Source organism: Streptococcus sp. SCPM-O-B-15294 (M123) (genome assembly GCF_058200455.1).
In genome coordinates this window covers 69,257-90,562 of sequence record NZ_JBYQGU010000006.1, presented here as the reverse complement: position 1 = coordinate 90,562, position 21,306 = coordinate 69,257, and the positions used below count along the sequence as shown (strand labels likewise).

General features: G+C 41.2%; 20 protein-coding genes. 3 read left to right on the top strand and 17 right to left on the bottom strand.

The features are described from left to right. Positions 1 to 13: 13 nt before the first annotated feature. The 11 genes from AC3E8G_RS05640 to nox form a co-directional block, all read right to left on the bottom strand. Positions 14 to 622 carry a hypothetical protein gene (locus AC3E8G_RS05640; RefSeq protein WP_490677215.1) on the bottom strand — a complete coding sequence of 203 codons (609 nt, stop codon included), beginning with the start codon at positions 620 to 622 and terminating at the stop codon, positions 14 to 16. 61 nt (positions 623 to 683) lie between these two features. Beyond that, a complete protein-coding gene (locus tag AC3E8G_RS05635) occupies positions 684 to 1,292 on the bottom strand; it encodes a hypothetical protein (RefSeq protein WP_490677214.1) in 609 nt (202 codons plus the stop codon). Positions 1,293 to 1,352: 60 nt separating this feature from the next. Then, a complete protein-coding gene (locus tag AC3E8G_RS05630) occupies positions 1,353 to 1,973 on the bottom strand; it encodes a hypothetical protein (protein WP_490677213.1) in 621 nt (206 codons plus the stop codon). Continuing rightward, a complete protein-coding gene (locus AC3E8G_RS05625; RefSeq protein WP_490677212.1) occupies positions 1,970 to 2,563 on the bottom strand; it encodes a hypothetical protein in 594 nt (197 codons plus the stop codon). The genes AC3E8G_RS05630 and AC3E8G_RS05625 overlap by 4 nt, the downstream gene beginning before the upstream one ends. 152 nt (positions 2,564 to 2,715) lie before the next feature. After that, positions 2,716 to 2,916 carry a twin-arginine translocase TatA/TatE family subunit gene (locus tag AC3E8G_RS05620; protein ID WP_233331488.1) on the bottom strand — a complete coding sequence of 67 codons (201 nt, stop codon included), beginning with the start codon at positions 2,914 to 2,916 and terminating at the stop codon, positions 2,716 to 2,718. 2 nt (positions 2,917 to 2,918) lie between these two features. Continuing rightward, positions 2,919 to 3,638: a twin-arginine translocase subunit TatC gene (gene tatC, locus AC3E8G_RS05615; protein WP_490677211.1), complete on the bottom strand. Its 720-nt coding sequence runs from the start codon at positions 3,636 to 3,638 to the stop codon at positions 2,919 to 2,921. After that, positions 3,628 to 5,310, bottom strand: coding sequence for an FTR1 family iron permease (locus tag AC3E8G_RS05610; protein WP_490677210.1), 1,683 nt, complete (start codon positions 5,308 to 5,310; stop codon positions 3,628 to 3,630). Before AC3E8G_RS05610 ends, tatC begins: the two co-directional genes overlap by 11 nt. Next, positions 5,288 to 6,496 carry an iron uptake transporter deferrochelatase/peroxidase subunit gene (gene efeB / locus AC3E8G_RS05605; RefSeq protein WP_490677209.1) on the bottom strand — a complete coding sequence of 403 codons (1,209 nt, stop codon included), beginning with the start codon at positions 6,494 to 6,496 and terminating at the stop codon, positions 5,288 to 5,290. The genes AC3E8G_RS05610 and efeB overlap by 23 nt, the downstream gene beginning before the upstream one ends. 2 nt (positions 6,497 to 6,498) lie before the next feature. Continuing rightward, positions 6,499 to 7,368 (bottom strand): iron uptake system protein EfeO, encoded by an 870-nt coding sequence (efeO, locus tag AC3E8G_RS05600; protein WP_490677208.1) that lies wholly within the window; start codon positions 7,366 to 7,368, stop codon positions 6,499 to 6,501. A 94-nt stretch (positions 7,369 to 7,462) separates the two neighbouring features. Beyond that, complete coding sequence (locus tag AC3E8G_RS05595) at positions 7,463 to 9,004, bottom strand: ClC family H(+)/Cl(-) exchange transporter (RefSeq protein WP_490677207.1); 1,542 nt, start codon at positions 9,002 to 9,004, stop codon at positions 7,463 to 7,465. A gap of 107 nt (positions 9,005 to 9,111) precedes the next feature. Then, a complete protein-coding gene (gene nox / locus AC3E8G_RS05590; RefSeq protein WP_490677206.1) occupies positions 9,112 to 10,488 on the bottom strand; it encodes a H2O-forming NADH oxidase in 1,377 nt (458 codons plus the stop codon). Positions 10,489 to 10,733: 245 nt separating this feature from the next. Between nox and AC3E8G_RS05585 the strand changes: the two genes are divergently transcribed. The 3 genes from AC3E8G_RS05585 to AC3E8G_RS05575 are packed head-to-tail and all read left to right on the top strand — an operon-like array spanning position 10,734 to position 13,511. After that, on the top strand, positions 10,734 to 11,627 hold the full coding sequence (locus AC3E8G_RS05585) for an FAD:protein FMN transferase (protein WP_490677238.1): 894 nt from the start codon (positions 10,734 to 10,736) through the stop codon (positions 11,625 to 11,627). Positions 11,628 to 11,651: 24 nt separating this feature from the next. Next, the gene (locus tag AC3E8G_RS05580; protein WP_490677205.1) at positions 11,652 to 12,257 is read left to right on the top strand and encodes an NADPH-dependent FMN reductase; all 606 of its coding nucleotides are present in this window, start codon (positions 11,652 to 11,654) and stop codon (positions 12,255 to 12,257) included. An 18-nt stretch (positions 12,258 to 12,275) separates the two neighbouring features. After that, positions 12,276 to 13,511, top strand: a complete 1,236-nt coding sequence (locus AC3E8G_RS05575; protein WP_490677204.1) for an NAD(P)H-dependent oxidoreductase — start codon at positions 12,276 to 12,278, stop codon at positions 13,509 to 13,511. A 185-nt stretch (positions 13,512 to 13,696) separates the two neighbouring features. Here the strand turns inward: AC3E8G_RS05575 and AC3E8G_RS05570 are convergent, their stop codons facing one another. The 6 genes from AC3E8G_RS05570 to AC3E8G_RS05545 form a co-directional block, all read right to left on the bottom strand. Continuing rightward, the gene (locus AC3E8G_RS05570; protein ID WP_238656409.1) at positions 13,697 to 14,269 is read right to left on the bottom strand and encodes a TlpA family protein disulfide reductase; all 573 of its coding nucleotides are present in this window, start codon (positions 14,267 to 14,269) and stop codon (positions 13,697 to 13,699) included. 22 nt (positions 14,270 to 14,291) lie between these two features. Next, positions 14,292 to 14,999 carry a thiol-disulfide oxidoreductase-associated membrane protein CcdA2 gene (ccdA2, locus tag AC3E8G_RS05565; protein WP_272078506.1) on the bottom strand — a complete coding sequence of 236 codons (708 nt, stop codon included), beginning with the start codon at positions 14,997 to 14,999 and terminating at the stop codon, positions 14,292 to 14,294. A 446-nt stretch (positions 15,000 to 15,445) separates the two neighbouring features. Beyond that, positions 15,446 to 16,759: a branched-chain amino acid transport system II carrier protein gene (gene brnQ / locus AC3E8G_RS05560; RefSeq protein WP_490677203.1), complete on the bottom strand. Its 1,314-nt coding sequence runs from the start codon at positions 16,757 to 16,759 to the stop codon at positions 15,446 to 15,448. Positions 16,760 to 16,954: 195 nt separating this feature from the next. Beyond that, positions 16,955 to 17,509, bottom strand: coding sequence for a GNAT family N-acetyltransferase (locus AC3E8G_RS05555; protein WP_048716068.1), 555 nt, complete (start codon positions 17,507 to 17,509; stop codon positions 16,955 to 16,957). A 120-nt stretch (positions 17,510 to 17,629) separates the two neighbouring features. Beyond that, the gene (locus AC3E8G_RS05550; RefSeq protein WP_490677202.1) at positions 17,630 to 19,411 is read right to left on the bottom strand and encodes an ABC transporter ATP-binding protein; all 1,782 of its coding nucleotides are present in this window, start codon (positions 19,409 to 19,411) and stop codon (positions 17,630 to 17,632) included. 12 nt (positions 19,412 to 19,423) lie between these two features. Beyond that, positions 19,424 to 21,160 carry an ABC transporter ATP-binding protein gene (locus tag AC3E8G_RS05545; RefSeq protein WP_154858061.1) on the bottom strand — a complete coding sequence of 579 codons (1,737 nt, stop codon included), beginning with the start codon at positions 21,158 to 21,160 and terminating at the stop codon, positions 19,424 to 19,426. Positions 21,161 to 21,306: the final 146 nt, after the last annotated feature.

Genomic DNA, 21,306 nt, shown 5'->3' with positions numbered 1-21,306 from the left:
GTGGAGTTCCGTATTATTCAGTGTCATTCGGAATCACTCCTTTTTTCAGTTCTAAATTATAAATCACTTCAGCACTTGGACTTCCCAGGTCTGATTTCTCAACACCTTGTAGCTTTCCTTCTTCAATCAAAGTTTGAAAATTTTCATCTATTGAATCTATGAATGTACGAAAAGCTTGACGAGGGAGTGGTTTACCAAAAACAACACTTACAAATTCTCCTGAGTCTGTATTTAATTCAATAGATTCTTTCAAATCATAGTCAAAATCTAAACGCAATGACCCTATAATTCCATAAGCAGGATGTTGAAAATTTTTATATGATCCTCCAAATATCGCTTTATTTCCGTGAGAATCATAAACTATTGGAACCACTTCTGCATTCAACATAGAAGATCCGTCATCTCCAGTTACATAAATGGGCGAAAACTCAATCTTCTCAATCCCAGTATAGTGTTCTTTGATGTACGTTCCAATTTGCTCTTCTAGCAAACGAAAGCCATGCTGATAGAGTTTGGTTGTTTTAGGTCCAAGGTCAGGTTTCGTTAGTTTATGATAGATAAAAACGCCACCAGATACTAAGACAATAATGAGAGCTAGTACCGTCAAAATTCTTTTCTTCATTGTTTCCCTCCTATGGAAAATCTAATTCAGAGTAAGATTTTTGTCACGCTATTTTCGTAACTTAATCCCATTCTAATCGACTCCCTCTTTTGATTTCCAAATTGTAGCGTATTTTAGCATTCGGACTCCCAGCCCTATTTTTTTTGATTTTTTTCAATTGACCATCATCAAGTAAACCTTTTATATTTTCATCTATAGGAGGATTAGAAGTCAATTTAGCTTCCTTAGGTAATTCATTATAATTAGATACTTCAATATGTTCCTCATTTGAATCTCTTAATAATATATATTCCGTATCCTCTTCATCCAAATCTAGATAAATGCTATAGGGTATCCCATAGGAAGCATAAAGATGGTTGCCAATTAAAGTTCCAAAAACAGCCCTATTCCCATCCTCATCATAAATTACTGGTACTATTTCAGCTGAAAATGGCGGATTATCCTCGCCACCTTGAATGAAAATAGGCGAGAATTCTATTTTAGAAATTCCTGAGTAGTTTTCTTTGATATAGAGCCCCAGCTGTTCTTCCAACAAACGGAAACCATGTTTGATAACTTTTTCTTCCTTCCGGTCTAAACCGGTTGAGCTGTGAAATTGAGTCATATAAACAAAGCCAGTCGAAAATAAAATAATAAGTGTGCTAAAAATTAGTAAGATTTTTTTCTTCATAACTTCTTTCCTCTGGGCAGAGATATGAAAAATGATAACATCATTTATCTTTTTCAAAGTCTATTGATATTTCCAATATTCTCCTCTTTTGATTTCCAAGTTATAGTCTATCTTGGCTTTAGGGCTACTTGCTTTGTCCTTTTTTACATTTTTTAATTTTTTAGTATCTACTAACGCTGCAATATTTTCATCAATCGGTTTAATATCTGTCTTAATCTTAGCTTCATTTGGTAAGGATTTAGCGTTACTTACATCTATTTCAACCCCTAATCCCTTTGCTGAATTTCCTAATTCAATAATTTCATGATCATCATAGTCGAAATCTAACTTTAGATCACTACTTAATCCATAAGCCGGATATTCTTTTTTCCCAAACTGTCCTCCTAAAACAGCTCTATTTCCCTCTGTGTCATAGATTACTGGAAGGACATGCGCTGTAAATGGCGGATTATCCTTGCCACCTTGGATGAAAATAGGCGAGAATTCAATTTTAGCAATTCCAGAGTAATTTTCTATGATATAAGTCCCAATCTGTTCTTCTAACAAACGAAAACCATGTTTAATAATTTTTTCTTCTTTCCTTCTCAAACCGGTTAAGAAGTTATACTGTGATACGTAAAACACTCCACCAAAAAGTAAAGCTACAAGAACTGCTCTGACAATTAGCATTTTATTTTTCATTCTGCTCCCCCTTTTTGGAGTTCCGTATTATAAACAATTTTTGCATTCGGACTTCCTTTACCATCCTTCACGACTCCCTTTAACTGACCATCTTCTACTAATAATTCTATATTTTCATCAATAAGCTCCTGTCTAGTCAGTTTAACTTCATTAGTTAAGTGTTGTTCATTGGAAACATCAATAAATTTCCCATTTGAGTCCATTAATTCTATAACTTCATTCTCATCTCCATCAAAATCAACTATTATGTATGAGATGATACCAATATCACTTGGAATTAAATTTTTAACTTTAGTACCGAGAGTAGCTTTATTTCCATGCTTATCATAAATAGTTGGACGGATATAGACATTTGAGAATGTTGACCCTTCTTCGGTAACATAGATTGGGGAAAATTCAATCTTTTCGATCCCAGTATAGTGTTCTTTGATGTAGGTTCCGATTTGCTCTTCTAGAAGTCGAAAGCCACGCTTGTATAATCTAGTTGTTTTAGGTCCAAGATTCGGCTTAGTAATCTTATTATAGACAAAGTAACCACCAGATAGGATTAAAAACAAAATAGAAATGATCATGACCCATTTTCTTCTCATCAGTTGTTCCTCCTTCTATCTACTCTTATAGTATAGCATATTTGGTTGCGTTTTCATCGTTATTCCTGCTACTTTAGTGTATGAATATTTGAAAGGAAACAAAATTTAAAAGCATTCCATCATCATGAAATGCTTTTAAACTACTTATAAGACTAGTTCTCTTCAGTTTTGCCACTCTTTTCTTTGTCCTCTTCTTTTTCAGCAGCACCATTGTTGACGGCTGACTTGAATTCAGAAAACATTTTTCCAAGCGAGTGTCCTAACTCAGGCAAACGCTTTGGTCCAAAGATTAAGAGGGCTCCCAGGATGATAATAATCAGTCCTGGTGCTCCAATATCACGTAAAATTCCCATATTTATCTCCTTTTTTGTATGCGGTTATAGATGATGCGACTGATGCCCAGACTTACTTCGTAAAGCAAGATCAGAGGCACGGTCATTGCTAAGTCACTGATAAAATCAGCCGGCGTCAGGATGACCGCTAGTACTAGCAATAGAAAGTAGGCTATTCGACGATAGCGCCTTAACCAGTCTGGCGTTAAGATATGAATCGAGGTCAAAAAGGCTACAAGGACCGGCAATTCAAACAAGACACCCAAAGGCACTGTCGTATGAAAGATGAAAGCCAAGTAGTTCTGTGCCGTTAACTGGATGGTAAATTGGCCTTGCCCCAACTTTAAGAGCACCTCTAAGATAGCTGGACTAACCAGATAATAGCCGAAGAGTAAGCCTAGCAAGAAACAAATCAAACTGGCCGGCACATAGAGCAGAATAGCTCCTGCTTCTCCCTTTTTCAAAGCTGGTTTTACAAATTGCCAGACTTGAAAGAGGGTGAAGGGCAGGGTGATGGTAAAAGCCATTAAGCTTGCCAACTGAAGGTAGATGCTTAAAATGTCATTAGGTCCAAGCACCAAGAGTTTTTCCCGAAAGCCAGCCGTCAAAAAGGCATAAAGCTGATCAGAAAACAAGAGGGCTCCACAAAAGACAACGAAAAAACAAAGGATACAAGCGATGAAGCGTCGTCTAAACTCGCTTAAATGCTCTACAATAGTGAGATTACTATCTTCATTTTTCATGCTGCTTCACCGTCACAATTACGATAATAAGAACGAATAGAACTTGGCAAGTAAGAACTTCCCAGCTTGGATAGATCCCTGCCCAATCAATGGTCGGGAAATTACTCAAGATATGATTTGGAAGCATATTGGTTAATTGGAGCGCGTGCAGGCTCACCCCTAGCATCTTAAAGGCCAGGGCATAGATCATCCAAGTCAGGATGAAGAAAATCTTATGAGGCTTGATCAGATGACTTGCCTTGGTCATGAGAATGGCGAGAATGGCTAAAACTGCAAGAGCCAAGCCGATCCCTAGGAAGAAATCAAAGGAGCGAATACGAGGGAGAATTCCCACATAGAAAAGGATCGTCTCAGCACCCTCACGGAAGACAGCTAAGAAACTGAGAGCAAACATGGAAATGAAACTTCCAGTTGCTGTCACAGCCTTCATCTGACTTTCCATAAATTGGTTCCATTTTTGAACAGAGGACTTGCGATGCAGCCAAATCCCAATGACAATCATCATCCCTACTGCGATGATCCCTACTGCCCCTTCGATGACCTCACGGTTGGAAGCCGAGGTAACAGCTGGGAATAAGAATTGAAGAGCAACTGCAATGGCTGCACTAGCCAGGATACCTAGAAGAGCCCCTGCATAGACCCACTTCAAGCCTTTGAATAGTTTTGCTGACTTGAGGACCGTCACCAAAGCCATGACAATTAAGAGTGCTTCGACTCCCTCACGTAAGAGGATCAACATGGCGTCAACCGCTGTATAGGAGGCAGTGGTATCAATAGCAGACAGATCACTAATCAGTGCTTCTAGTTGCTTTTGATACTTACTTTCATTTCCCTTAACCATAATGACTGGACTTTGGCTTTCCACTCGGGTATAGAGACCCGGATTGGTCGTGCTGACATCGCCCTCGATCGTTGGCCAAATGGTAATAAATTCCTTCATAACTTGAGTAGCTTGAGTGGTATCATTGGCTTGGAAGAGGCCAAGGGCTTTCTTGAGGAGCTTAATCCCGTCAGAAAGGGTCAGATTGGTGGAGGTTTCCTCAATCTTTTCCCCACTGATAAACTGATCCAAGACATTTTTTAGGTCATTGTAAGAAGATTGGATGGAGTCAAAGTTTGTAGGCTCTGTTTCGATCGCACTTCTCAAGAAGGAAATGGCTGTTTCTACCTTTCCGTAATAAGCGGTACTGTGATCTCTGACAACCGCTTCATTCCGAGTCCAGGTATTGTTTAAATCAGCGTAAGCCTTTCGTGTCGCTTGGAGATCCTTTGCTGTGATCGCCTCTTGTAGCTTCTCAAAGTAAGGCTGCAAGCGAGTTTCTAGCTTCTCCTTTTCAGCATCCAGATCGACTGGATTTTGCTCTTTTTCAAAGGCTAACAAGGAAGTAGAGACGGTCACCAATTGCTTTTCTGTGATCTCGCCTTCCAAGTCCAGACTTTTCTGGACTTCTTTTCCTGCCTTGGAATCATGATTGGCCTTCTTTAGAAACTCTTCTTTTATCTCTGCGACAAGAGTGTGAGCCTTTTCTTGATCCTTATCCTGAACTGCGGTTGTTGCGTCGGTAATTTTGATAAAGAGATCACTATATGATTCTGCTTGGACAGGGGATACGATGAAAAAGAGACAGGCTACTAGGACGACTAATAATTTATTCAAATAAGTCTTGACCAATGTACCCTCCTTCCTTCACACCTCCGAAGCAGGCAAAGAGGCCACTGCCAATATGGGTCACATATTCATTCATCTTATCGTCTGCCCCAAGATTGGTTTGGATTTTCACAAAGCGGTCTGGATCCTTTTGAAAGGCAATAAAAAGCAATCCTGCATCAAACTGCCCTGTTTTCGGATCAATCCCATCAGAGTAAGAATAAGAGCGTCGCAAAATTGGCAGATCCACTTCTTTGGCCAAACGGACATGTGAGTCAACTGGTAAGAGGGAGAGGTCCACTTCGTCAAACTCGTTTTTCTTTCCAAATGGTGCGCCACTTTCTTTGTAGCGTCCAAAGGTATTTTCTTGCTCCTGCAGGTTGGTCCTGTCCCAGGTCTCTAGGTGCATGATAATCCTGCGGACAGCCATGTAAGAGCCGTTTTTCATCCAGTCTTGACTATCAGCCCAAACGACCTTATCAAAATCTTTCTCTGTCGTGACATTGGCAGACCCATCCTTGAAGCCGAAGAGGTTCCTTGGAGTTTCCATGCGATCCCCAATAGCAGCAAATCCTGATTGGCTCCACTTCATGGTCACCTTGTTCCGTCCTTTACGGATCAGATTGCGGACAGCATGAAAGGCCACCTGCTCATCATCTGCACATGCTTGGATAACGATATCACCACCTGTATACTGCTCTCTCAACTGTTCCTTAGGAAAAGCTGGCAGATCCCGAAAGAGTTTGGGACGCTTCTTCTCAAGGCCTAGTTTGGTCAAAAAGCTAGCCGAAACACCAAAGGTTAGGGTCAGGCGATAAGGATTAAGTCCGACAGTTTCACCTGTATCACTTGGCGGCAAGAGGGCGTTGGAACCATCCTTTTTGACCAAGTCTCCGTTAACTAATTTCTCACTATAATCTGTCCAATCCTTAAACAACTGAATCACGTCAGTTTTATCTGTCGTCCGGAGATCGAGCACCACAAAATAGATATTCTTCTGCATGGGCGTTGTAATCCCTGCCTGATGCTTACCGTAAAAACTAATTTCTTCTTGACCGTCTGCGATTTTCCTGGAGCCTTGCTCCTTATTAGCGAAAAAAGCAGAAGCACCGGAGAGACCAAGTGCTAAGCCTGCTCCCCCAATACCTGCTTTTTTCAGAAATTCGCGACGATCCATTTTCTTTTCAAAAAATTTTTCGTCTTTTGTCATCGTTATTTACCGTTTAAAATGATTCCCATTTGAGAGAGAGGTTCCCCTAATTTCGTTACTGCTTCTGCTAGTTCTTTGGTATCTTTTTCTGTTAGATCTGTATATGATTTATAGTTGGAATCATCTGTCATATGTTTGTCTAACAGGTCATTCACCGCCTTGAATTCTGTTTCAAGGGTTTTCACTAGCTTGGCATCCTTCTTCTCAATAAGAGGTTTAAAGAGAGCAAAGATCTTCTCAGCCCCTTCGATATTGGCACGGAAGTCATAGAGATCAGTATGAGAGAAAATTTCTTCTTCCCCAGTGATCTTTTGTGTCGCCACTTCATTCAAGAGGTCAACCGCACCAGTCAACATCAAATCTGGCGTCACTTCTACTGTCGCAATCTTAGCTTTCAACTCTTTGATATCATTTACCAATTGTTCTGCATATTTTTCTGTTCCCTCGGTGGTATTTTCTTCCCACAAGATGCGTTCGATACGGTGGAAGCCTGACCATCCTTCTTCAGATTTGTTTTCGTCAACATAGTCAACTAAACGGAAGTCTATCTTGACATCAGACTCCCCAAAACTTTCAGCGATCGGTTCAGAGCGTTCATAAGACATCCGAATCAAAGGATAGACCTTCTTGGCTTCTTCTAAATCACCACTTTTGAGGACTCTTTGAAATTCCTCTGTATCTTTTAACAATTGGTCGATTTGGCCTTGCACAAACTCCTTGTATTCACTTGTCGCCTGATCCAAAGCTTTTTGGTCCTCTTTAGACAAAGTCACTGTCGATGAGGAACTTTTTGAGGTGGTTTTATTTGAGGATGAATTGGCACATCCTGCTAATAAAGCAACGGATAAGAGTGCTACTGCAAGTTTTTTCATGAGTCTTTTCTCCTAGATTCGTTTTTTACGTGGTCTATTATAGCAAAGTTTTTCTCATTTTTCAATAATTGTCAGAAAACTTTAATAAAACGAATTAGAGGAGCAACTCTTTCACCCGACCGATATCTGTCTCTTTTACTACGAGGTAGATGCTATCTCCTAGATAGAGGCGGGTGCTACCATGTACTGTACTATTTTTGCCATTATGCTGATGAGTTGTGATTAGGAGGTCTCTCGGCAGGTTCAAGTCTCGTACTTGACGGCCTGCTATTTTCTCTGATACAGGAATTTCGATCAAGGTTAAGAGATCCGAACCGCTGGTCACCTCAGGCATCAATTGTTCTAGCATGGCCTCATAGACAGGGGCTCCTTTTAGTAGATCCATGGTAATGTAGGCTGTCAATGTAACCAAGCCAATCGGCATCAAGGTTCGAATATCTCCGACCATTTCGGTCACTAGAATCATAGCCGTTAAGGGAGCTTTTGAAATCGCACTGAAATAGCCACTCATCCCCAAAATGACAAACAAAGGTAGTTGATTGGACTGAATGAGACCGAACGGCAATAATACCGCAGCAACCAAGGCTCCTAAGACAGAGCCAAGAGCTAAGATAGGTAGAAAGATACCACCAGGAAGACCACTACCGTAACTGATCATACTCCAGATAAAACGAATAGCAAAATAAAGGAACAAGGTCTGGACGCTAAGAGGAATGTGGGCTAGGTCTAAAACTAAGTGGTGACCACCTCCCAGTAGATGAGGGAAATAGAAACCAATTGGTAGAATCAAAAGAAAGGCAAAGATGGAACGATAAGGAGCTGTTACATGAAGCCAGTTGCCTAGTTTTTCATAGACACGTCCAATATTTAAAACAGCTATTTCATAGAGATAGCCAGATAGTCCGAGAAAAATACCCATGGCAAGAAAAATCCAATAGCTGGATAAATCGATATGGGGGATGTGATCGGGCATGTTTAAAACAGGAGTTTGACCGAAAACGTTGAGAGAGACAAAGTTGGCGACCAAACTAGCAGCCAAGGTAGATACCCAGAAGACTCGAGAAAAGTGATGATAAACTTCTTCTACTACAAAGAGAAGACCCGCAATCGGAGCGTTGAAAGCTGCTGCCAAACCTGCTGCAGAGCCACTTGCAATCAAGGCCCTTTCTTCTACTGGACTAAGAGCAAGTTTTTTAGCCAAGCCCTTTCCTCCCATAGCGCCAAGCTGGATACTTGGACCCTCACGACCTAACATCAAGCCACTTGCAATTGCTAGGATTCCTAAAATGTATTTCTGCCAAAGTGTGGCCCACCAGTCTATCTGAAGTAATCCTTTTAATTCTGCTTCAACTTGGGGAATACCGGAGCCCTTTACGTTTTGGTTCTTTTTGATCAGTTGGCTTGCTAATAGAATAATAAAAAGATACATAGAGAGGATGATGATCCAATTGATCGGACTTCTTCCAAGATCTTTATATAACCCCTGAACAAAATGAAAGAAATGCTCAATAAAAAAACGAAAACTCGAGACGATCGCGCCAACTACGAGTCCCACTAAAGCACCTCTGCTAACCTGAGATAAAATAGATCTTGAGGTCGATTTAAATTCTTTTTGGATTTGCTGACTTTGTTTCATAAATTTTCTTAAACTCCAAAATTGATTGTCTTTATTATACTATTTTTCACAGCTCCTGAGTATAAGATCATTAAAAAAACGCTCGAATGAGCGTTTTTTGGACAACATTATTTAGCAGTAAGTGCTGCCATTGTGATGTAGTTGTATGGTTTATTGAAGTGTGGCAAGAAGAATAGGTCTGTCAAAGCCAATTTTTCAATTGTTACATGCTCTTGGATTGCCAATGAGAACATGTGGATACCCATTGAGATTGCAGCATCGCGTGATACCATTTGGGCACCAAGGATTTCACGACTATCTTGATCATAAACGATCTTGATGGCAACTTCATGGTTGTCATGTTTGATAAATTCTGGTTTTTGAAGATCGTTGAAGCCAGTTTCAACAGCGTTGTATCCTGCTGCTTTTGCTTTTTCAAGAGTCAAACCAGTTGAAACCATGTGAAGTCCATAGATAGAGATACCGTTAGAACCTTGAACACCGATTCCTTCAAGCTCATGTCCACAAGCATTGTAAGCACCTACGATACCAGTACGAACAGCGTTTGAAGCAAGAGCGATGTAGCTAGTGTCTTTACGAGCGTTATCATAAACAGTCGCACAGTCACCTACAGCGAATACACCTGGGATAGAAGTTTCTTGTTTCTTGTCTACAAGGAAGGCACCGTTACGGAAGAGTTCGATTTTACCATCAGCAAGAGCTGTGTTTGGGCGGAAACCAACTGCAAGAACAACCATATCCACATCAAATGTTTCTTTGTCAGTGATCAAGCGTTCTACTTTACCGTCACCTTGGATAGCTTTAACAGTTTGACCAAGTGCCAAACGGATGTTGTGGTCTTCCAAGTTTTTCGCCATCATTTGTGTGAAGTCTTTGTCATAGTATCCGTTCAAGACAGTGTCTACGATATCAACAAGGACCACTTCTTTTCCAAGACGTTCGAAAGCTTCAGCAAGTTCAACACCGATGTATCCACCACCGACAACAGCGATACGCTCAAGGTGTTTGCTCTTATCTTCAAGCTTTTCAATAACTTCTTCAGCATTTTGGTACAATTTAACGAATTGTACGTTTTCGAGAGTTGCTTTGAATTCACGGTTCCCTTTTACAATTTCAACACCTTCAATTGGTGGCAAGATTGGAGTTGAACCAGTTGCGAAGATCAATTTTTCATATGTTTCTTTGTGTTCTTTACCTTCGACTTCTGCAGTCACAACTTTGTTGTCGTAATCAATTGAAAGAACTGGTGAGTTCATGTAAACTTTAGCGCCTTTAGCTTCTAATTTTTCTTTATCAGAATAGAACAAGCCTTCAGGTCCATCAATTTGTTCACCAATCCAAAGAGCCATTCCGCATCCGAGGAATGAGATATTTGAGTTTTGGTCAAAAACAACGATTTCATTTTCGTTTCCAAAATTATCCAACATTGTGTTGATACATGCAGTTCCAGCGTGGTTAGCACCCACAACTACGATTTTACTCATAGAAATAATCCTACCTTTAATTTTATTTACCATACAATTATAACATGAAAATGATATCGTTTCCAATTAATTTGCTTACAATTTGTGATATTATTTTCAATTCTATTTGCATAAGTCCTGAAAAATGTCAATAAATTTGCTCGAGGGGATTGTGAAATGGCTTTCTTTTTGTTAAACTTGAAGTAGGTGAATATTGGAAAGGTGGTTTATTATTTGTGGAACTAACTAGTCGATCCGAACGCCTAATGGGCTCCACCATAACCGTTTCGATTTCTCATCAACAAGCTGACCAAATACTTGCCGATTGCTTTAGTCTCCTGCGATCCTATGAGCATCGCTTTAGTGCTAATGACCCTTCTTCTGAATTGATGGAGGTCAATCAAAAGGCTGGCATTGAACCCGTAGAGGTTCATCCTGATCTTTTTTCACTGATTGCTCTAGGGACCAGCCATAGTCAGGCGCAAGGAAGTCATTTAAACATTGCGATTGGTCCACTTGTCCAAACTTGGAGAATTGGTTTCTCTGATGCTAGGAAACCTGAACAAGGGGAAATTGAACAAGCCCTAACAGTCATTGACCCTCATCAGATTTTCTTGGATCCGGATCAACAAACTATTTTTCTCAAAAGAAAAGGGATGAAAATTGATCTAGGTGCTTTAGCAAAGGGATTTAGTGCTGATTTACTAGCTAACTATCTCAGGAGTCAGGGGATTGAACAGGCTTTAATTGATTTGGGGGGCAATATCCTTACCCTTGGTCAAAACCCTGTCAGTCATCGCCCTTGGCGAATCGGGATTCAAGATCCTCAGCTTCCTAGAGGGGAACATTTACTAGTTCTATCTGTTACAGATAAGTCCGTCGTAACATCAGGTACCTATGTTCGTCACCTCGAGGTTGACGGCCGGTCCTTCCATCATATTTTTGATCCTCAAACTGGCTATCCTGTCGAAACGGAACTGGCAAGTCTCACGATGATTTCTGATCGATCAGTTGACGGAGAGATTTGGACCACCCGCTTGTTCGGTGAAGAACCGACCAACATTTTAAATATTGTTGAAACCTTACCTGGCATGGATGCTATTCTAGTCTATCAGTCAGGTCGCATCGCCTATACTAGTGGGCTTCATGATTATTTGTAATTTTAATTTCAGAAAGGAATTTCCATGACAAAACTTATTGCGATCGTTGGAACAAACTCCAAACGTTCAACAAACCGCCAACTACTTCAATACATGCAAAAGCATTTTGCTGACAAGGCAGAGATTGAGTTAGTTGAGATCAAAGATATCCCTGTCTTCAACAAGCCAGCCAACAAACAAGTTCCTGAAGCTATCTTAGAGATTGCTGCGAAAATTGAGGACGCTGATGGCGTAATCATTGGTACACCAGAATATGATCACTCCATCCCTGCTGTATTGATGAGTGCACTTGCTTGGCTATCTTATGGGATCTACCCATTATTAAGCAAACCAGTGATGATTACTGGTGCTTCTTATGGTACACTTGGTTCATCTCGTGCCCAATTGCAACTGCGTCAAATCTTGAACTCACCAGAAATTAAAGCCACTGTCCTTCCAGACGAATTCTTGCTTTCTCACTCTCTTCAAGCATTTGATCAAAATGGTGACTTAGTAGATCTTGACGTCATCAAGAAATTGGATGCTATCTTTGATGACTTCCGTATCTTTGTTAAAGTTACTGAAAAATTGCGCAACGCTCAAGAATTACTTCGTAAAGATGCCGAAGACTTCGACTGGGAAAACTTGTAAGATAGGAGACATACTAGCATGAAATTTGTAGGACTTGTAGGATCTAACTACGACCAATCATATAACCGCAAACTTTTGGAATTCATCCGTCGTCATTTTAAGATCAAATTTGAATTAGAAGTTCTTGAAATCGACGAAGTTCCAATGTTCAACCAAGATGAAAAATGGGACGAAAGCTTCCAATTGCGTCTCCTTAACAATAAAATCACTCGTGCCGATGGTGTGATTATCGCAACACCTGAACACAACCACACCATTTCAGCAGGACTAAAATCTGTTTTAGAATGGCTTTCCTATGAAGTGCATCCTTTTGAAAGCAAACCTGTCATGATTGTAGGTGCTTCTTACTACGACCAAGGTACTTCTCGTGCCCAAGTTCACCTTCGTAAGATTCTGGATGCTCCAGGTGTCAATGCCTATACCCTTCCGGGGAACGAATTCCTTCTCGGAAAAGCGAAAGAAGCTTTTGATGCAGATGGCAACATCACGAACGAAGGAACAGTTAAATTCCTTGAAACTTGTTTAGATAACTTTGTGAAATACGTAGGAGTCGTTTCTAAATTGAAAAAACCAAAACCAATTGAACCAGAAGATTTGGATTGCGGAAAACCAATCGCTACTACTATTACCGAGGTTGACCCAGATGATCCAAATTGGGTAGAAAAAGTTGCAGAAATTACAGGTGCTGTATCAGGCGATACATATGTTAAATTGGACCACGGTATCCTGACTGTTAATCAAATCGATATGTTCTTGAAAGCTATGCCTTTCGAATTAACATATGCTGATGACAACAACCAGTTCCTTTACTACAACAATGCCCACCAAGATCCAGATACCATGTTTGCTAAACGCGTGCCACCTCAATCTGGTAGCCGGATGTCAACTGTTCACGGTTCCCTTCCACCAGCACGTATGAAAAACGTTGAATGGGTAATCGGTACTCTTCGCAACGGAAACCAGGAATATGTACGTACTATTGTTCCAGGATCCCCTGAAGGCGTGATTAATACTCATAACTACCAAGCAATGTACTATCCAGATGGCTCATATGCTGGTATCAATGAGATCGTCTTTAACTTCCAACCATGGTTGGACTGGTATCTTCAAACAACAGGTCAACGCCTTGTAGGCGGTAGCGGACCATTTGCTCCTGCTGGTGGTCATGGTGATGCAGATGCAACTTCAGGTGCTTCAGATGCTGGAGGACACGGTGACGGAGCTGCTGATGCTACATCTGGTGCAAGCAACTAATAAAAAGAGGCTAGGACAAAAGTCCTAGCCTCTTAATTGTCTTTGGATTGTCGAGCAAGACGCAGTGGTTGAGTGGCCTCTACTACGCTGATTTCATCAGCTTTTACAGCCCTACTCAACTGTGCGGAGGTGGGACAACGAAATCGAATTCTAACGAATTACCGATTTCTGTCCCACTCTCTTTTTTATTTCAACTCTTTGATAATCTTCTTGGCATCTTCGTTTGAAATAGCCCCTAATTGAACATGTCCAATCTTTCCTTGGCTATCGATAAAGACTTCAGTAGGGATCGAACGAACCTGGTAATCCATAAAGGCAGATCCGTCTGGATTGTACAAAACAGGGACTGATTGATAATCTTGTTGGGCAAACCATTCAACAAACTCATCTTCTGTTTTTTCACCTTGCATCCCTGGTGCCATAACGGTAAGAATCTCAAAGTCTCGGTCTTTTTCTTCGACCAGTTTATTCAGTTCAGGCATACTTTGTCGGCAAGGACCACACCAAGTCGCCCAGAATTTCAAGTAAACCTTTTTGCCTCTATAGTCTGAAAGTTTGACCGTATTCCCCTTCATATCCTTTAGCTCGAAGTCGCTAGCTTCTTTTCCTACTAAGGGATGTTTACTAGCAGTTGTGTTGGTCATGGACTGATTATCCATGGATTGATTGTTCATGCCGCTTTCGGACTGATTCATCGAGCAAGCAGTCAGGATGGATAGAGAAAGAAGCGAAAAACAGGCGTATTTAATAACTTTCATAATGAGTAAACCTCCATTTGATTTATGAAAAGATAGCAGACAAGCTATTCAATTGTCCCAAGAGCAACAAAATCCCCATAATGATGATGATTAAGCCACCTATCTTCTTCAGTAACAAGAGATGGGGCTTCAGGCGATTAAAGTATGGGAGAACAATCCCAGACGCTAAGGCCAAAAGTAAAAACGGAATAGCCATCCCTATTGTATAGATAAAGAGATAGAGAGCACCCATGAGGGCATCTTGACCATTGGATGCTGCTAAGGCAAGTACGGAGCCTAGAACCGGACCGATACATGGCGTCCAGCCAAAGCTAAAACCAAGCCCAAGCAGAAAAGCTGAAAGTAATTCATTCTTGTGCTTGTTCGCCCCGAAATCCATTGTCTTTTGCTTTTCTAAGAAGTTAAAGTGAAAGACTTCCATCTGATGAAGACCAAGGATAATGATCAGCGCTCCCATCAAGTATCGGAACCAGTTGGTGTACATAATTTGACCAAGTAGACCTGCCCCGAAACCAATAATGAGGAAAATAACAGAAATCCCTGCGATAAAACACAAAGTCTTTACAAGACCATGCCAGCGAATCTTCTTCCCAAAAATCTGAATGGATTTTTCCTGATCACTTCCTAGCAAGACCCCGATGTATACCGGAAGCAAAGGAAAGACACAGGGAGAGAAAAAGGAGAGAATCCCTGCCAGAAAGACAGTGAAGGAGAAAACGATTTGATTCATAAAACACTCCGTATATTGATATGCTACAACTAGTATAACATTCCAGCTCCTAAATTAAAAATTTCTGCTACGCTTTGATTTCTAAACGATCATTTAGAAACTAGTTTCAAAGCCAAACAAAAACTCCAAAGCATATCACTTCGGAGTCAGATTAAATACAAAGTCATTCTAGAATCTTTCCTTAAGTGAGTACGGACGTCAGCGAACTTCGAAGAAGTTCCATGACTTAGTTTTGAGCCTGAGGTCTCAAAACTCCCGAGTGCTAGAAACAACAGTGTTTCTAGCACTTTTCTCACGGCGGAAAGTTTCAGTGTATGTTTGAATGAGCCTAACGAGCTCAGTGTTTATCATTATATTTTTTTCAGCATCACTTAGGTTGCTGGATATAATACAGTTTGTCTATTTTGTAGCTCCAAAGTATTTCACTCTGGAGTTCAATTGACGACTTATTCTTCTTCTGAACTTTGTTTATTTGGCAAGAAAAGCGAAAGGACAATACCAACTACTGCTGGTAGCAACCATGGGAGGGATTGGGCAGCAAACGGCAAGTGCTTAATGATGTTTGCTAATCCTGCAAGTTTAAAGGTACTTGCCAGAACATCTGCAATCGCAACCAAGCTAACTAGGAACATAGTCATCTGCATTCCTGGTTTTGATAGTTGAGTAAATTTATTTACAATCACAATCAACACGATAGTAATGGTGATTGGATAGAGGATCATCAAAACAGGCAATGAATAGGCAATAATGGCACTCAAACCAAGATTGGCAATGGAGAATCCAATCAAGGTAAAGAGAGTCGCATAGACCTTGTAAGAAATTTTAGGGAAGGTTTTATGGAAGAATTCCCCTGTCGATACGATCAAACCGGCTGTTGTTGTGAAACAAGTCACCGTCACCATACCTGCAAGGAAGATTTGAGCAGCTGGGCCAAAGATAGCCTTGGTCGCTTCTGAAAGAACATAGACTCCTTTATTGGCATCAGATGCCATTACTTTTGCTGGAATTGGGAAATGATTTCCAAGGTAACCTAAGCCAATGTATAAAATACTAAAGCCAATGGCTACAACGATTCCAACGATCCAGATGGTTTTAATGTATTCCTTCTTGCTGGTGAAACCAAGTTGATTGAGGGTGGTTACCGCAATCACACTAAAGGCCACTGAAGCGAGGGCATCCAAGGTGTTATACCCTTCAAGGAAACCTTGACCAAAGGCAGAGGCTTGGTAGGCTTCTGTTGCTACTTGTGGCGCGTGTCCGCTGTATTTGAGGGCGCCGAGGACAACCAATACAACTATCAAGATTGCAAAGATTGGTGTCAAAATCCGACCAATACTATCCAGGATCTTAGATGGATAAAGGGCAATCAAATAGGCTAAACAGAAATAAACCAAGGTGAAAATGAAGAGTCTACTACCTGATTGTCCTAACAAGGGGGCAATTCCAACTTCGTAGGAAACAGTAGCCGTTCTTGGAATGGCAAAGAAAGGACCAATAGACAAATACAAAGCTACCAGATAAACGATGGCAAACCAAGGTGCGATTTTACGTGAAATCTCGTGAATATAGCCCTTAGGATTGAGCGTCCCAATGATCAAGGTAATAATCGCAATTCCTACTCCTGATAAGACAAATCCAGCAATAGCTGGCCAAAAATGGCTACCCGATTGGGCACCTAGTGCAGGCGGAAAGATTAAGTTCCCTGCACCGAAGAAAATACCAAATAACAGTAAACCTGTTAAGGAACCTTTTCGTAACATGTGTTCTCCTTTACATTTTTCAATCTTATCTAGTATAACAGCTTTCTTCCACCACGGCAATTCTTTTTACTGGAATAATTGCATTTAAAAATAACTTAAGACAAAGAAGACTCTACTGTAGATTCTTATATACTTCTTCATCCATTAATTAAAAAAGTGCTTCTCTGCTATCTAACAGAGGAGCACTTTTTGTTTCTAATCTTCACTAAAGCGTCGGTATTGGATTCGGAAATCAAAATAATTCTCTTCCTGAAGTTTACGGAAGATATCACGGTAGGCCTCCTCATCGAAACCCTCTCCTCGGTAGAGAATCTCGAAACTAAGGTCTTCGTATTCAAGAAAAGCATTGGCTGTTTTAAAGCCATTTCGGATATAGAAATCCATCCGAGCTTGACGTTGCTCTAGATTATCACATTCTTCATCTAGTCGCTCAACCTCTAGGAGCATGGTCCGTTGGTAAAATTCAACTAATTTTTCAATAATTTCTTGACCATAGCCGTGACTCCGCAAGTGAGGCATAATGGCAAAGAAACTGACGTAAAAGGCCTTGGCATTTGAAATAGCAAAGGCAAATCCGACAAATTCTTCCTCATTGTAAAAAGCGAAAAAGTGAGCGTCATCATTGTCCGTATAGCGTAAAAACTCCGATAAAGGAATCCGTTCCTCTTCTGGAAAAGCCTCAATGTTAAGCCTTTCGACCTTGTCCAAATCTGGGAACGTTTCAGTGATTAATTGGCTGGTTAAGCGCATAAAGCCTCCATTTCTGCTACGATTATAGCAAATAAAACAACCACCTTCAAGAAATCCGACTTCTAACAAAATGAAGTGTTTTGCCTAACAAAAAAGAGCGACTGCTCTTTTTTGACGTTTTTATTGAGCTTCCTCTTTCTTGGAGAATTGGCTCATGTACAAGTCGTAATAGAATCCCTTTGCTTCCAAAAGAGACTCATGATTCCCCTGTTCGATGATCTGTCCTTCTTTAAGGACTAAAATCTTGTCTGCTTCTTGAATCGTAGACAAGCGGTGAGCAATGACAAAGCTAGTCCGTCCCTTCATCAAGTTCTTCATAGCCTTTTGAATCAAGAGTTCCAGACGAGTATCCACTGAAGATGTCGCTTCATCCAAAATCAAAATTTTAGGATCAGCTAGCAGAGCACGCGCAATAGTCAACAACTGCTTCTGTCCCAAAGAAATATTACTAGACTCTTGGTTCGTCTCCATATTGTAGCCCCCCGGAAGCGTCCGGATAAAGTGGTCTACATTGGCAGCTTTGGCAGCAGCGACAATCTCTTCGTCTGTTGCATCCAAGTTCCCAAAGCGCAGATTTTCTTTAATGGTCCCTTCATAAAGCCAAGCATCCTGAAGAACCATCCCAAACTGCTTGCGATAATCTTGTCGAGATAGGTCACGGATATCATGTCCATCTACCGTAATAGCCCCCTTGGTCACATCGTAGAAACGCATGAGCAGATTGATGAGCGTGGTTTTTCCTGCACCTGTCGGTCCAACAATGGCCACCATCTCCCCAGGCTTGACCTCCAGGTTAAAATTACGGATTAACGGTTTATCTTCCACGTATTGGAAGTCCACATGATTAAAGCTAACCTGTCCAGTCAATTCCTTGTCCAGAGCTTCATTTTTACCAAGTACTTCATCTGGTTCATCAAGGACTTGGAAAACCCGATCTAGTGAAGATTTGGCACTTTGCAAGGTTCCAGCTAACTGGCTCAAGTTTTGAATAGGCTGATTGATCTGCCAAACATATTGGACAAAAGCCTGCATGTTCCCAACTGTCAGACGACCTGCAAGAACTTGAATAGCACCGATAACTGCGACCAAAAGATAGGTCAAATCAGAGATTGCATTCAGAATAGGCATCATCAGTCCAGAAATAAAATTCGCTTTAAATCCAACTTGCTGCAGGCGACGGGTAATGTCACGGAAGTCTTCTTGCGATGATTCCTCCCGTACATAGAGTTTTAAGACGTTGAAGCCACTCAAGTTTTCCTGAACAAAACCATTTAAAGCTCCAAGGACATCTGCTTGCTCTTTAAAGTATGGCTGGGATTTCTTCATAATCAACTGGGCTCCAAAGAAGGTGATTGGGATAGAGGAAATCACGATCAGCCCCAAAGTGAGGTTGAGATAGAGCACCATAGCGATGACCAAGCTTAAGGTAAAAATAGCATTCACAATTTGAAGGAAGGACTGCTGCAAGGCATTGGAAACTGTCTCGACATCGCTGGTAAAGCGACCCAGAAGATCTCCAAATTGGTGCTGATCAAAGTAAGAAACAGGGATGCGATTGATTTTTTTAGATAGGTCATTACGCATATCCTCGATCATGCTTTGGACGGCATTGGTCATGAAATAGTTGGAATAATAAGATCCAAGCTCATACAAAACTCCTCGGAAGAGATAGATAATCATGACCCAGCCAACATAGCCAGCATTAATCTCAGCTCCCGCTACTCCTCTAGCCATATCTGTCAGGTTAGCGGTCAATTCTGTGATAGCGAGTCCAAGAATATAGGGCTCAATGACACTCATAACCACACTCAGAATCTTTAGGAGTGTAGCGAAAATAACGGCAAAACGATAAGCTCTTAGATAGCCCCAAAGACGTACAAAGCTGGAACGTTTTTCTTTCATTTTCTTCCCCTCCTATTCTTCTGTTAATGATTGGTTATTCAACTGAGAGCGAGCAATCTCACTGTAGATTTCATTGGTTGCCAGGAGTTCCTCGTGGGTTCCACGACCGACGATTTCTCCATGATCCAAGACGATGATTTGATCCGCATCCATGATGGTCCCAACCCGCTGGGCTACGATCAAGACGGTCGCATCTCCTGTTACTTCCTTGAGACGTTTTCTCAGTGTTGCATCTGTCTTGTAGTCAAGAGCAGAGAAGGAATCATCAAAGATATAGATATCCGGCTCTTTAACAACTGCACGCGCAATGGATAGACGTTGTTTCTGTCCACCAGAAAGGTTGCTTCCCCCTTCTGCTAAATGAGTGTCAAACTGCTCTTCCTTGCTTTCGATAAACTCTTTAGCTTGGGCCACATCTGCTGCCTTGTCTAGCTCCTCAATACTGGCATCTTCTTTTCCGTAACGAAGGTTTTCGGCAATAGTCCCCGTGAAGAGTAAGGCCTTCTGTGGGATGAATCCAATCTTATGGCGCAAGGCTTTGACATTGAAATCACGTACATCTACACCATCCACTAAGATTTTCCCTAGGGTCACATCATAGAATCGAGGAATCAACTGTACTAGAGAGGACTTCCCAGAACCGGTCGATCCGATAAAGGCAATGGTCTCCCCCGGCTTAGCTTTAAAGGAAATATTATGAAGGACTGGACTCTCTGTCTCACCAGGATAGGCGAAGGTAACATTGTCAAATTCCAGATAGCCCTTGGTTTCTGTCTCTGTAACCCCATTTTCATTTGGATCAATAGAAATCGGCATGTCCATAATTTCTTTCAAACGATGACTAGAGACAGCTGTCCGTGGGTACATGGTAAAGAGATTAGCTAAGAAAAGGAAAGAAAGCAAGGCATGGAAACTGTATTCGATAAAGGCGACAAGATTCCCGATTTCTAAACTTCCATCCCCTAGAGGATCTAGGGCAAACCATACAATAGCTACAATCATGGCGATGATGATTTGGACAAAGAGTGGCTCTGTCAAACCAGTCAGTTTAAAGAGTTTATTGGAGTTGTCCGCATAGACTGCATTGGCTTGGCCAAACTTTTCCTCTTGGAATTCCTCACGCGCAAAAGCACGAATAACTCGGAGTCCTGTAAGATTTTCGCGCGCATATTGATTGAGCTTATCCAAGGTTTCCTGCTGCTTTTCTGACAAAGGTTTGGTCTTAACAGCTACATACCAGACAACCACCGCCAAAAATGGCATCGAAATCGCCACAATCCAAGCAAGGGATGGACTCGTCTGTAAAATCAACAGAATACTGGACAGCATCATGATAGGGGTAATGACGCCAAGCTTCAACATCTGATCAGAAAACTGCATCAAGACGAAGGCATCAGACGTCATCCGCGTTACCAAGGAAGAAACCCCAATCTTCTCATACTCATGGTGGGAATATTCCTGAAGCTTCTCATAAAGATCATTTCGCATATCCATGACCATGGTTGTAGTAATCTTCCCAACGGCATAGGCCAGAACGATTCGACCTAGAATCCCGACGATGATCACACCGAACATAACCCAAGCCCAAAAATAAACCCGCTCCATATCTCTCGGATTGATCCCCTCATCAATCATACGAGCTAGAACAGTTGGCAAACCGAGATTGACAATCACAAAAAAGATGGCTGCTGTAAAATTCAAACACAACCATTTTGGATATTTTCTCAAATAGGACCAAATATATCCCATACCTTTCTCCTCCCTATACAATAAAAAAGCACCCTCAAGCACTTTTTAAGCTATTTTACAAAGCACGTTGGCTCCTTCAAGTCATCCCTATTATATCAGATCCCCCCTAGGCTAGCAAGGAAAAGAGCAGAAGAAAATCAAAGAAT

Coding starts and splice junctions, on each gene's coding strand:
- AC3E8G_RS05640 (WP_490677215.1), bottom strand. CDS start 622: ATGAAGAAAAGAATTTTGACGGTACTAGCTCTCATTATTGTCTTAGTA.
- AC3E8G_RS05635 (WP_490677214.1), bottom strand. CDS start 1,292: ATGAAGAAAAAAATCTTACTAATTTTTAGCACACTTATTATTTTATTT.
- AC3E8G_RS05630 (WP_490677213.1), bottom strand. CDS start 1,973: ATGAAAAATAAAATGCTAATTGTCAGAGCAGTTCTTGTAGCTTTACTT.
- AC3E8G_RS05625 (WP_490677212.1), bottom strand. CDS start 2,563: ATGAGAAGAAAATGGGTCATGATCATTTCTATTTTGTTTTTAATCCTA.
- AC3E8G_RS05620 (WP_233331488.1), bottom strand. CDS start 2,916: ATGGGAATTTTACGTGATATTGGAGCACCAGGACTGATTATTATCATC.
- tatC (WP_490677211.1), bottom strand. CDS start 3,638: ATGAAAAATGAAGATAGTAATCTCACTATTGTAGAGCATTTAAGCGAG.
- efeB (WP_490677209.1), bottom strand. CDS start 6,496: ATGACAAAAGACGAAAAATTTTTTGAAAAGAAAATGGATCGTCGCGAA.
- efeO (WP_490677208.1), bottom strand. CDS start 7,368: ATGAAAAAACTTGCAGTAGCACTCTTATCCGTTGCTTTATTAGCAGGA.
- AC3E8G_RS05595 (WP_490677207.1), bottom strand. CDS start 9,004: ATGAAACAAAGTCAGCAAATCCAAAAAGAATTTAAATCGACCTCAAGA.
- nox (WP_490677206.1), bottom strand. CDS start 10,488: ATGAGTAAAATCGTAGTTGTGGGTGCTAACCACGCTGGAACTGCATGT.
- AC3E8G_RS05585 (WP_490677238.1), top strand. CDS start 10,734: ATGGGCTCCACCATAACCGTTTCGATTTCTCATCAACAAGCTGACCAA.
- AC3E8G_RS05580 (WP_490677205.1), top strand. CDS start 11,652: ATGACAAAACTTATTGCGATCGTTGGAACAAACTCCAAACGTTCAACA.
- AC3E8G_RS05575 (WP_490677204.1), top strand. CDS start 12,276: ATGAAATTTGTAGGACTTGTAGGATCTAACTACGACCAATCATATAAC.
- AC3E8G_RS05570 (WP_238656409.1), bottom strand. CDS start 14,269: ATGAAAGTTATTAAATACGCCTGTTTTTCGCTTCTTTCTCTATCCATC.
- ccdA2 (WP_272078506.1), bottom strand. CDS start 14,999: ATGAATCAAATCGTTTTCTCCTTCACTGTCTTTCTGGCAGGGATTCTC.
- brnQ (WP_490677203.1), bottom strand. CDS start 16,759: ATGTTACGAAAAGGTTCCTTAACAGGTTTACTGTTATTTGGTATTTTC.
- AC3E8G_RS05555 (WP_048716068.1), bottom strand. CDS start 17,509: ATGCGCTTAACCAGCCAATTAATCACTGAAACGTTCCCAGATTTGGAC.
- AC3E8G_RS05550 (WP_490677202.1), bottom strand. CDS start 19,411: ATGAAAGAAAAACGTTCCAGCTTTGTACGTCTTTGGGGCTATCTAAGA.
- AC3E8G_RS05545 (WP_154858061.1), bottom strand. CDS start 21,160: ATGGGATATATTTGGTCCTATTTGAGAAAATATCCAAAATGGTTGTGT.